This window comes from Xanthomonas hyacinthi (genome assembly GCF_009769165.1).
Taxonomy (GTDB): Bacteria; Pseudomonadota; Gammaproteobacteria; order Xanthomonadales; family Xanthomonadaceae; genus Xanthomonas_A; species Xanthomonas_A hyacinthi.
The window spans coordinates 1,912,755-1,924,451 of the sequence record NZ_CP043476.1 but is presented as its reverse complement, the minus strand read 5'-3'; the positions used below and the strand labels follow the sequence as shown (position 1 = coordinate 1,924,451).

The following is an 11,697-nucleotide window of genomic DNA, read 5'->3' as shown; positions in this document are numbered from 1 at the left end:
CGGCGCCGATGCTCCGATGGCGGTTCATCTCGCACACCACACCGGGCCTCGAAAGGCCATCGTCGACGGTATGTGCAGACAAGAAGCGCTCCATAGGCCCATGCCGCCGCTCACTCTACCTCGGCCACGCTCGCGCTATAGCTCGCACCATCGCGACGCACCCGCACCGGGCCGCCGAACACCGCCGACAGCGGCGCATCGGCCAGCAGTTCCTCGCGCCCGCCGTCGGCGTAGACGTGGCCGCCGCGCAGCAGGATCACCCGCTCGATCTCCGGCACGATCTCCTCGATGTGGTGGGTCACCAGCACCAGGGTGATGCCCTGGCGGGCGAGGCCGCGCATCGTGGTCAGCAGGTGCTGGCGCGCGATCAGATCCAGCCCGGTGCCGGGTTCGTCCAGCAGCAGCGCCTGCGGCCGGTTGACCAGCGCCCGCGCGATCAGCACGCGCCGGGTCTCGCCGGCCGACAGCTCCGCATACGGCCGCTGCAGCAGCGGCAAGGCCTGCGCCAGCTGCAGCGCCGCGCGCACGCGATCGCGCATCGCGTCGGTCACCTCGCGGTGCGGCGGCACCACGTAGCTGGCGAAGAACCCGGACAGCACCGCGCTCTCCACGTCCAGCCCGGGCATCTCGGCGAGATTGACGCTGAGGTCGCCGGTGACGATGCCCAGCTGGCTGCGCAGCCGGTCCACCTGCCAGCGGCTCTGGCCCAGCACCCGCACCGGCGCCGCTTCGCCGGCGCGCGCCAGCGGATACAGCTCGCGCGTGATCAGCTTGATGAACGAGGACTTGCCGCAGCCGTTCGGGCCGAGCAGCGCGGTGTGCTGGCCGAGCGCGATGTGCAGGCTCAGCTCGTGCAGCACGCGCACCTGGCCGCGCACCACGCTGGCGCGGTCCAGCTCGATCAGCGGCGCGGCCGCTGGCATGGGGGTTGCATCGGGGATGGCGACGGACATGGAAATGAAACCGTTCTGTGATCAAGAGCGCGCAGCGGCTGAATACCGTACGCAGGCGATGGGTGAAGTTTGCCGCCACTGGCCCCATCATGTCTCCTATAGCAACCTGGCGCACGCCTTCACCGGCCTGGAGTTCTGGCAATGTCCGACGCGATCCTCGACTTCCTCCGCACCGGCCTGCTCGACGTCGGCTGGTGGGGCATGCTGGCGGTGCTGCTGCTGTTCACCCAGCTGACCATCTTCGCGGTGACCTTGTACCTGCACCGCAGCCAGGCGCACCGCGGCGTCGACTTCCATCCGCTGCTGTCGCACTTCTTCCGCTTCTGGACCTGGTTCACCACCTCGATGATCACCAAGGAGTGGGTGGCGATCCATCGCAAGCACCACGCCAAGGTGGAGACCGAGGACGACCCGCACAGCCCGCAGACCAAGGGCATCGGCCGCGTGTTCTGGCGCGGCGTGGAGCTGTACCGCGAAGCGCGCGCCATGCGCGGCGACATCGAACAGTACGGCAAGGGCGCCCCGGACGACTGGATCGAACGCCGCGTGTACACCGCGCATGCGAACTGGGGGCCGATCGCGCTGTTCGCGGTCAACCTGCTGCTGTTCGGCCTGCCCGGCATCGCGCTGTGGGCGCTGCAGATGGCCTGGATCCCGTTCTGGGCCGCCGGCGTGGTCAACGGCCTCGGCCACTGGTGGGGCTACCGCAACTTCGAGTCGGCCGATACCTCGACCAACCTGACCCCGTGGGCGCTGTGGATCGGCGGCGAAGAGCTGCACAACAACCACCATGCCTTCCCCAGCTCGGCGCGTTTCTCGATGCGGCGCTGGGAACTGGACATCGGCTGGGTCGCGATCCGCGCGCTGGCCGCGCTGCGCCTGGCCAGGATCCTGCGCGTGGCACCGACCCTGGACGTGCGCCCGAACATCGCCGTGCCCGATGCCGACACCCTGCGCGCGCTGCTCTCGCACCGCTTCCAGGCGATGACTGACTACCAGCGCAACGTCTTCACCCCCGCGCTGAAGGAAGAAGCCGCGCAGGCCGGCGCCAAGCTGCGCAAGCTGCTGCCGCGGCGCCTGCGCAAGGGCCTGGTCGACGACGGCCGCTGGCTCAAGCCGGATGCGCGCGAACAGCTGCAGCACTGGGTGGCGCAGCGCCCGCGCATGCGCACCCTGGTCGAACACCGCGCGCGCCTGGCGGTCCTGCTGGAAGCGCGCAGCCACGACGCCAGCGAACGCCTGAAGCAACTGCAGGCCTGGTGCCACGACGCCGAGGCCAGCGGCATCGCCGCCCTGCAAGCCTATGCCGCGCGCCTGAAGGGCTACGCGTTGGCATGAGCCGCGGCGTCCCGCAGTTTCCACGCGAACGCCGCCTCGTGCGGCGTTCGTCGTTCATGGCGCTGCTCGTGCTGCTGGCCGCGCTGAGTGGGGTGATCGCCGCCGCCAGCGCGCAAGTCGTCGATACCGGCAGCTACCTGCAGCGCATGGATAAAGACGGCGACGGCCGCGTCAGCCTGGACGAATACCTGGCCTGGATGAGCTACGCCTTCGACGCGCGCGACCTCGATCACGACGGCGTGCTCAGCGCCGCCGAACTGCCCGGCGGCCGCGGCAAGCCGATCGCCCGCGGCCAGCACCAGGCCACCTTGACTGCGCGCTTTCGCAAGCAGGACAGCAATGGCGATGGGGACTTGAGCGCCAGGGAGCTGGCGGCGCCGCCGCGGTGACGCCGCAACGCTCCTTCTCAGCTCCGTTTCCTTCTCATTTCCAATCGATGCCGCAATGTCATCGCCCGTCTGCGATACGAAATCGACAACGTATTGCCATGGCTGGCGCAGAAGGAAGGCAGCGCTTTCTTTGCGCGATCCACTCGCGCCCTGCGCTGCCGCGCGCTCAGTCCGCGCCGGGAAAGCCCAGCTGCCGCCACGCCTCGAACACCACCACCGCCACCGCGTTGGACAGATTGAGGCTGCGGTTGTGCGGGCGCATCGGCAGGCGCAGGCGCTGCGTGGGCGGAACCTGCTCCAGCACCTCGGCGGGCAGGCCGCGGGTCTCCGGGCCGAACAGGAACGCATCGCCGTCGGCGAAGGCGGGCGCATCGTAGCGGGTGCTGCTGCGGGTGCTCAGGGTGAACAGGCGGCGCGGGGCGACGGCCTGCAACGCGGCGTCCAGCGAAGCGTGGACCTGCAGGCGTGCGTACTCGTGGTAGTCCAGGCCGGCGCGTTTGAGCTGTTTGTCGCCGAGGTCGAAGCCGAGCGGCTCGATCAGGTGCAGCTGCGCGCCGGTGTTCGCGCAAAGGCGGATGGCATTGCCCGTGTTGGGCGGTATTTCGGGTTGGAACAGCAGGACGTGCAGCGTGGGCGTGGCGGTCATCGGCGCAGTTTACGCGCCGGCTCCGGCCCGCGCCGGCGAAGCGTGCGCCGGCTCAGCGCGCCAGGCCGGTGGTCAGGTCCTGGCTCAGGTTCTGCAGGCTCGGCTGCAGTTGCAGCATCGCGTTGTCCAGGGCGCCGCTGACCACGCTGCCGATCGCGAACACGCGCTGGGTGTCGGCGCTCGGGCGCACCTGCACCGCGGCCAGGGTGACCACGCGCTGGCTCGTCGCCTGCTCGGCATCGCGCTGGGCGAGCTGCTCGGCGGACGGACGCACCTGCACCGACGCCAGCGTGGCGATGCCGCTGTTGCGCTCGAAGCTGCGCTGGGCGATCTGATCGGCCGACGGGCGGACCTGCACGGTATCCAGCGTGGCGATGTTCGGCGCGGCGATCGCCGGCGCGGCGAGCAGCGCGGTGCTGGCGAAGGTCAGGGCGAAGGAAGCGGTTTTCATGGCGGGCCTCGTTGGTGTTGTTGATAGGTGGTGTGGTAGTAATGTAGTACACATAATCAGGAGCTGCAAGCACTCCCTTCTGCTTTTTCTTTTCATTAAGCATTTGTTCATTTTTCGGCTGGACTGCTTGTGCTGCAGAGATGCACAGCAGATCCTGTGCCAACTGCATATCTTTGATATTCATGGAATTTCCTGTTGGCGCAGTGTCCGCGGGCGGACACCCGGTCGCTTGCGTACGTCCGTCTGCGGGCTGTCGGCCACGCCGCCGCCGGTGATACCGGCGCAATGCGTTGGGCACCGGACCTGCGGGCAATGGCAGGAAACGGGCCGAAAGGCATACGCGGGCGCGGGTGCGGGCCGTTACGATCGAGGCCTCGCTGTGTTTCCACTCATTACCCAAACCCAAAAGGAACTTGCATGACCGTGTCGATCCGCCCGCGTGGGGCGCTGCTGGCCATCGCCCTGTCCACCGCGCTCGGCGCGCTGAGCTACGCGCCGCCGTCGAGCGCGGCCAGGCAGCCGGCTGCGGCGAAGGTGGACATCGCATTCGAGCAGTTCACCCTGCCCAACGGCCTGCGCGTGGTGGTGCATACCGACCGCAAGGCGCCGATCGTGGCGGTCAACCTCTGGTACCACGTCGGCGCCAAGGACGAGCCGGCCGGGCGCACCGGCTTCGCGCACCTGTTCGAGCACCTGATGTTCCAGGGCAGCGAGAACCACAGCGGCGAGTTCTTTGAACCGTTCAAGCAGGTCGGCGCCACCGACCAGAACGGCACCACCAACAGCGACCGCACCAACTATTTCGAGAACGTGCCGACCACCGCGCTGGACATGGCGCTGTGGATGGAGTCCGACCGCATGGGCCACCTGCTCGGCGCCATCGACCAGGCCGCGCTCGACGAGCAGCGCGGCGTGGTCCAGAACGAGAAGCGGCAGGGCGAGAACCAGCCCTATGGCCAGGCCTGGGACAAGCTGAGCCGCGCGCTGTATCCGCCGGGCCACCCGTACCACCACGGCGTGATCGGCTCGATGAACGACCTCAACGCCGCCTCGCTGGCCGACGTGAAGCAGTGGTTCCGCACCTGGTACGGGCCGAACAACGCGGTGCTGGTGCTGGCCGGCGACATCGACGTGGCCACTGCGAAAGAGAAGGTGGCGCGCTACTTCGGCGACATCCCGGCCGGGCCGAGCATGGCGCAGCCGCCGGTCGACGTGGCCCCGCGCGCCCAGTCCACCCGCGAGACGATGACCGACAAGGTGCCGCAGGCGCGCATCTACCGGATCTGGAACGTGGCCCAGACCGGCACCGCGGACATCGACCGCCTGCAGCTGCTGGCGCAGGTGCTGGGCGGGGCCAAGTCGTCGCGGCTGGACCGGCGCCTGCTGCACGAGGACAAGCTGGTCGACCAGGTCAGCGCCGGCGCCTGGCCGTCGCAGCTGGGGTCGAGCTTCGGCATCATCGCCACGGTGAAGCAGGGCGTGGATCCGGCCAAGGTCGAGGCGGCGATCGACGAGGAACTGCGCACGCTGCTCGACAAGGGCCCGGACAAGGACGAACTGCTGCGCGCCAAGACCGCGTTCCGCGCCGGCTTCGTGCGCGGCATCGAGCGCATCGGCGGTTTCGGCGGCAAGGCCGATGCGCTGGCCGAGTGCGCGGTGTTCACCGGCGACCCGGGCTGCTTCCGCACCTCGCTGGCCACGATCGAATCGACCCGCGCGCGCGACCTGAAGGCGGTGGGCCGCAAGTGGCTGGGCAAGGGCGACCACACCCTGGTGGTGGCGCCGGGCGAGCGCGTGGCGCTGGCCGAGGAGCCGGCGGTGCAGCCGGCTCCGCTGAACCCGCCGCCGGTCGATCCGAAGTACCGCGCGCTGCCCAGCGTCGTCGATCGCAGCGCCGGCCCGCCCAGGACCGCCCAGTTCCCGCAGCTGAAGTTCCCGGCGTTGCAGCGCGCCACGCTGAAGAACGGCACCCGGCTGATCCTGGCCGAGCGCCACGACGTGCCGGTGGTGCAGTTCAGCTATGAATTCCCGGGCGGCTTCAGCGCCGACCAGGGGCGCAAGTCGGGCACCGCCAACTTCACCATGGGCATGCTCGACGAAGGTGCCGGCAATTACGATTCGCTGGGCTTCGCCGATGCCGCCGATACGCTGGGCGCCACGCTCAGCGCCGGCGCCTCGCTGGACGGCAGCAACGCCTACCTGTCGGCCTTGAAGGAGAACCTGGCGCCGTCGCTGGCGCTGTACGCCGACCTGCTGCGGCGCCCGCGCTTCGAGCAGAAGGAGATCGAGCGGATCAAGGCCAGCTGGATCGCCGGTATCCGCCAGGAGAAGGCGCAGCCCAACGCGGTGGCGATGCGGGTGCTGCCGCCGCTGCTGTACGGCGCCGGCCATCCGTATGCGATCCCGTTCAGCGGCAGCGGCACCGAGGCGGCGATCGCGGCCCTGCAGCGCACCGACCTGGTGGACTTCCAGCGCGACTGGATCCGCCCCGAGCAAGCCACCCTGATCGTGGTCGGCGACACCACCCTGGCCGAGGTGGTGCCGCTGCTGGACGCGCAGTTCGGCGACTGGAAGGGCGAGGGCACGGCGCCGTCGCTGCAGGCGCCGGTGGCGGTGCCGCGTCCGAGCAAACCGCGGGTGTACCTGATCGACCAGCCGGGCGCGGTGCAGGCCAACCTGTTCGCCGCCGAACTGGTACCGCCGACCACCGATGCGTCCTCGATCCGCTTCGACACCGCCAACGGCGTGCTCGGCGGCGATTTCACTTCGCGGCTGAACATGAACCTGCGCGAGAACAAGCATTGGTCGTATGGCGCGCGCAGTTCGGCTGCCAACACCCTGGGCCAGCGCCCGTGGTCGGCCGCCGCGCCGGTGCAGATCGACAAGACCGCGCCGGCGCTGCAGGAGATGCAGAAGGAAATCAGCGCCTTCGCCAGCGGCAAGGTGCCGCCGTCGGCGGAGGAGGTGGCGCGCATCCGCAACATCCAGACCCTGAGCCTGCCTGGCGCCTACGAGACCGCCAGTTCGGTGCTCGGTGCGATCGGCGGCATCGTCCGCTACGGGCGGCCCGACGACTACGTGTTCAAGCGCAAGGCCGAGATCGAGGCGATGACCCCGGCGCAGGTGGCGCAGGCCGCCGCGACCCTGGATGCGAATGCGCTGACCTGGGTGGTGGTGGGCGACCTGAAGCAGATCGAGCGGCCGGTGCGCGCGCTGAAGCTGGGCGAGGTGACGGTGATCGACGCCGACGGCAAGCCGCAGGGCGCGCCGGCGCCGGCGCCCAAGCGCTGAGGCGCCGCCACCGCACTCGGCGAGGCGCTTGGCTGGGGGACGTACCCTCACCCCAACCCCTCTCCCGAGGGGAGAGGGGCTTAGGCACGCCGCGGCTGTACTCCCTTCTCCCCTCGGGAGAAGGTGGCCCGCAGGGCCGGATGAGGGTGCGGGCGAAGCCCCGCGCGCCCAGATGCGCGAGACGCTTGCGCCGTGCCCTCACCCCAATCCCTCTCCCGGTGGGAGAGGGGCTTAGCCGGTCCGGCGGCGTCATTGCCAATTCAGCGATGTGCGGCACAATCTTCGGTTCCTTCAGCCTGCGGTCCCTGTCCATGCGCCTACCGATCGCGTTGTTCCTGCTCGCCAGTCTCGCCGCCTGCACCTGGGTGCCGATGGCGCCGGAAGGCAAGACCGTGCGCGTGCTGCCGCCAGGGCAGGCGCCGGCCGGCTGCGAGAAGCGCGGCGAGGTGGTGGTGTCGGTGAAGAGCAGTGTGGGCTTCTACCAGCGCAACCCGCTGCGGGTGCGCGAGGAACTGGAGACCCTGGCCCGCAACGAGGCCCCGGGCGTCGGCGCCAACACGGTGCAGGCGATGGGCGAACCGGTCGAGGGCGACCAGCGCTACGGCGCTTATCAGTGCAGCCTACGCTGAACGAGTTAAGTCATCCGCCTGGCCCGGATTTGTTAAAGATGCGGTAAAACCGGGCAACCGCTAGAATTGGCGCCCCTCGCCTTACCCTGGCGTACATCTCGATGCTCTTCAACAATGTCTCCATCGCGGGACTGGCGCATATCGATGCGCCGCACACGCTGACCTCCAAGCAGATCAACGAACGTCTGCAACCGACTTACGACCGCCTCGGCATCCGCACCGACGTGCTCGGCGACATCGCCGGCATCCATGCGCGGCGCATGTGGGATGCGGACATGCAGGCCTCCGATGCGGCCACCCTGGCAGCGCGCAAGGCGATGGAGGATGCGCGCATCGACGCCGGCCAGGTCGGGCTGCTGGTCAATACCTCGGTCAGCCGCGACTACCTGGAGCCGTCCACCGCCAGCATCGTCTCCGGCAACCTGGGCGTGGGCGAGCAGTGCATGACCTTCGACGTCGCCAACGCCTGCCTGGCCTTCATCAACGGCATGGACATCGCGGCGCGGATGATCGAGCGCGGCGAGATCGATTACGCGCTGGTGGTGGATGGCGAGACCGCCAACCTGGTGTACGAGAAGACCCTGGAGCGGATGACTTCCCCGGACGTGACCGCGCAGGAATTCCGCGACGAGCTGGCCGCGCTGACCCTGGGCTGCGGCGCCGCGGCGATGGTCATGGCGCGCGCCGAACTGGTTCCGGACGCACCGCGCTACCGCGGCGGCGTGACCCGCTCGGCCACCGAGTGGAACACGCTGTGCCGGGGCAACCTGGACCGCATGGTCACCGATACCCGCATGCTGTTGATCGAGGGCATCAAGCTGGCGCAGAAGACCTTCATCGCCGCCAGGCAGGCGCTGGGCTGGGTGGTGGACGAGCTGGACCAGTTCGTGATCCACCAGGTCAGCCTGCCGCACACCCAGGCCTTCATCAAGAACTTCGGCATCGACCCGAAGAAGGTGATGACCATCTTCGGCGAGCACGGCAACATCGGCCCGGCCAGCGTGCCGATCGTGCTGAGCAAGCTGCGCGAACTGGGGCGCCTGAAGAAGGGCGACCGGATCGCGCTGATGGGCATCGGCTCGGGCCTGAACTGCGCGATGGCCGAGGTGGTCTGGTAACGAAGCGGGCTTGGGCTAGCCGCAGCGCAGAACGTGTTAAAAAAAATGGATTTTTAGTACGCGTTTCTGCATCATGTTCGTTCCCCGAACATGATTGACGCAGCCATGGAAGATGTGTCGAAGTTCAAGGCCGAGTTCCCGTACAACGATCTCCCGTTGCTTCCGCCAACGGGGGATATCGAGACACGGAGTCTGCTCAAGGCCTGCATCAATGCCCGTACCGCGTTGGCCGAGCTGAAACAGGCGACTGCGCTGCTGCCGAACCCTGCTGTGTTGATCAATACGATTCCGATCCTCGAGGCGCAGGCCAGTTCGGAGATCGAGGACATCGTGACCACGACGGACGACTTGTTCCGCTACGCCGAAGATCAGCACAAGGCGCAGAAGCCTGCCACCAAGGAGGCGTTGCGCTACCGCAGCGCGCTCTATGAAGGTTTCCAGTCCTTGCAGCAGCGCCCGTTGTGCACGGATACCGCGGTTGTCGTCTGCAGCCGCATCAAGGCGGTGCAGATGCAGATCCGCCGCGTCCCCGGCACGGCCCTGGCCAACGACCAGACCCAGCAGATCATCTATACCCCGCCAGTGGGCGAAACGCTGCTGCGCGACAAGCTGGCCAACTGGGAGCGCTTCATCCACGAGCACGCCGACATCGACCCGCTGATTCGCATGGCGGTCGCGCACTACCAGTTCGAAGCCATTCACCCCTTCACCGATGGCAACGGCCGCACCGGACGCGTGCTCAATCTGCTGATGCTCATCGAGCAGGGGCTGCTCGACCTGCCGGTGCTGTATCTGTCGCGCTACATCATCCGCCACCGCAGCGACTATTACCGCCTGCTGCTGGACGTGACCCGGCATGGCCACTGGGCCGAGTGGATCCAGTACATGCTCAGCGCCGTGGCCGAGACGGCTGCGTGGACCACGGCCAAGATCCAGGCGATCCGCGGGCTGGAGGCGCAGGCGCGCGACTACATCCGCAGTCATGCGCCAAAAGCCTACAGTCGAGAGCTGCTGGAGGTGATTTTCAACCAGCCCTACTGTCGTATCCAAAACGTCGTGGACGTGGTGAGCGTGACCCGGCAGACCGGAGCCCGCCACTTGAAGGAGTTGGTAGAGATCGGCGTTCTGCAGGAGCAGCGCATGGGCAAGGAGAAGCTGTTCCTGCACCCGACATTTCTGCACCTGCTGTCCAGCGACGACAATCGACTGCCTGCATACCGTAGGCCCGTGCGGAACGTGGAATCGAGCACATGATCAACAAGTACGACCAACTCGATCGCCAGACCCTGATCGGTCTGCTGCAGCGGCGCGATGCCGAGCGCCAGCTGGGGCTGGTGTGGGAACGCGACGAGATCGAGGTTGACCAAGCGCTCAACGACGACTACGTGGCACTGTCGCTGGACGCCGGGCTCAGCCATGGCGCTGCGCCGTGGGGCAACCTGATCATCGAGGGCGACAACTACGACGCCTTGCGCGCCCTGCGCATGACCCACAAGGGCGCGATCCGCTGCATCTACATCGACCCGCCATACAACACCGGCAACAAGGATTTCGTCTACAACGATCGCTTCGTCGACAAGACCCATCGGTTCCGGCATTCGCTGTGGTTGGAGTTCATGTACCGGCGCTTGCAGCTGGCCAAGGAGCTGCTGGCCGACGACGGGGTGATCTTCGTCAGCATCGACGACAACGAGTTGTTCCGATTGGGGATGTTGATGGATCGGGTGTTTGGGGAAGATAACTTTATCGCTAATGTAATTTGGCAGAAGGTGTACTCGCCTAAGAACACAGCGCAGCATTTCTCAGATGACCACGAGTACCTGGCGGTCTATGCACGTAGTCGCCAACGGTGGCAGTCCAACCCACTTCCCCGTAGCGCCGAGCAGGATCGTGCATATAAAAACCCTGACAATGATCCTCGCGGGCCATGGAAAGCGAGTGATCTCTCCGCACGAAATTTCTATGGGGCAGGAACTTACTCTATTACCAGCCCAGCTGGGCGCTATATTGAAGCGCCGCCCTCTGGGATGTACTGGCGAGTATCAAAACAAAAATTCCAGGAGCTTGATGCCGATAGACGAATCTGGTGGGGGAAGGATGCCAATAATATTCCCGCAATCAAGCGATTCCTCTCTGAAGTTAAGCAGGGTGTGGTGCCCCAAACGCTTTGGAAATATGAAGAAGTGGGGCACACGCAAGATGCGAAGAAGCAGTTGCTGGAGATACTGCAGTTCGAATCGTCAGGCGAAGTCTTCTCGACCCCCAAGCCTGTGCAGCTGATGGAGCGAATTCTGCGTATCGCTAGCAGACCTGGCGATACCGTGCTCGACTTTTTTGCAGGATCGGGAACCTTTGCTCAAGCCGTCGCCAAGCTCAACGCCGAAGACGGTGGCCAGCGCAAGTTCATCCTGGTCAGCAGCACCGAAGCCACGCAAGACGCGCCGGACAAGAATCTGTGCCGCGATGTCTGCGCGCAGCGGGTGCGTCGTGTGCTCGGCGGCTACACCAACACCAAGGGACAGGAAGTGGCTGGCTTGGGTGGCGGCTTCGCCTACCTGCGCGCCAAGCGCATCCCCAAGCACCGCATGGCGCTGAAACTGGACCACGCCGAGGTCTGGAGCGCATTGCAACTGCTGCATGGGTTGCCACTGTCGCCCTGGCCGGGTGACGGTTTTGCCGGCGACGGCGAGTTGGCCTATCTGGCAGACTTCCATGCCGCGCACGTGCAGCGCCTGCGCGATTGGTTGCAGGTGCGCGCTGTCGCTGTGCCCCACGTGTATACCTGGTCGCCGCAGCGGCTGGCCGGCTTGCTGGGCGACGACGCGGCCGAGCTAGCCCTGCTTCCCCTGCCTCAACACCTGCGCGAACGCTTCGGACGTTGA

10 protein-coding genes are annotated in these 11,697 nt (G+C 66.9%); 7 read left to right on the top strand and 3 right to left on the bottom strand.

Annotation, left to right across the window (positions count from 1 at the left end; genetic code table 11):
- Positions 1–110: 110 nt before the first annotated feature.
- Positions 111–953 carry an ABC transporter ATP-binding protein gene (locus FZ025_RS08670; RefSeq protein WP_046979487.1) on the bottom strand — a complete coding sequence of 281 codons (843 nt, stop codon included), beginning with the start codon at positions 951–953 and terminating at the stop codon, positions 111–113.
- Positions 954–1,094: 141 nt separating this feature from the next.
- On the opposite strand from FZ025_RS08670, the gene FZ025_RS08665 reads away from it, so the two are divergent.
- Positions 1,095–2,291 (top strand): DesA family fatty acid desaturase, encoded by a 1,197-nt coding sequence (locus FZ025_RS08665; RefSeq protein WP_046979488.1) that lies wholly within the window; start codon positions 1,095–1,097, stop codon positions 2,289–2,291.
- Positions 2,292–2,347: 56 nt separating this feature from the next.
- Positions 2,348–2,680, top strand: coding sequence for an EF-hand domain-containing protein (locus FZ025_RS08660; RefSeq protein ID WP_244292520.1), 333 nt, complete (start codon positions 2,348–2,350; stop codon positions 2,678–2,680).
- A 166-nt stretch (positions 2,681–2,846) separates the two neighbouring features.
- On the opposite strand, the gene FZ025_RS08655 is transcribed toward FZ025_RS08660, so the two are convergent.
- Positions 2,847–3,326, bottom strand: coding sequence for a tRNA (cytidine(34)-2'-O)-methyltransferase (locus FZ025_RS08655; protein WP_046979490.1), 480 nt, complete (start codon positions 3,324–3,326; stop codon positions 2,847–2,849).
- A 52-nt stretch (positions 3,327–3,378) separates the two neighbouring features.
- Positions 3,379–3,777, bottom strand: a complete 399-nt coding sequence (locus FZ025_RS08650) for a hypothetical protein (RefSeq protein ID WP_046979491.1) — start codon at positions 3,775–3,777, stop codon at positions 3,379–3,381.
- 417 nt (positions 3,778–4,194) lie between these two features.
- Here FZ025_RS08650 and FZ025_RS08645 point away from each other — a divergent pair, with 417 nt between their 5' ends.
- The 5 genes from FZ025_RS08645 to FZ025_RS08625 all read left to right on the top strand — a co-directional run bounded on the left by FZ025_RS08645 (position 4,195) and on the right by FZ025_RS08625 (position 11,697).
- The gene (locus FZ025_RS08645; RefSeq protein WP_046979492.1) at positions 4,195–7,068 is read left to right on the top strand and encodes a M16 family metallopeptidase; all 2,874 of its coding nucleotides are present in this window, start codon (positions 4,195–4,197) and stop codon (positions 7,066–7,068) included.
- Positions 7,069–7,379: 311 nt separating this feature from the next.
- Complete coding sequence (locus FZ025_RS08640) at positions 7,380–7,697, top strand: DUF4156 domain-containing protein (protein ID WP_046979520.1); 318 nt, start codon at positions 7,380–7,382, stop codon at positions 7,695–7,697.
- Positions 7,698–7,798: 101 nt separating this feature from the next.
- Positions 7,799–8,815, top strand: coding sequence for a 3-oxoacyl-ACP synthase III (locus FZ025_RS08635; protein ID WP_046979493.1), 1,017 nt, complete (start codon positions 7,799–7,801; stop codon positions 8,813–8,815).
- 90 nt (positions 8,816–8,905) lie between these two features.
- Complete coding sequence (gene fic, locus FZ025_RS08630) at positions 8,906–10,069, top strand: protein adenylyltransferase Fic (RefSeq protein WP_046979494.1); 1,164 nt, start codon at positions 8,906–8,908, stop codon at positions 10,067–10,069.
- Positions 10,066–11,697 carry a site-specific DNA-methyltransferase gene (locus tag FZ025_RS08625; RefSeq protein WP_046979495.1) on the top strand — a complete coding sequence of 544 codons (1,632 nt, stop codon included), beginning with the start codon at positions 10,066–10,068 and terminating at the stop codon, positions 11,695–11,697. The genes fic and FZ025_RS08625 overlap by 4 nt, the downstream gene beginning before the upstream one ends.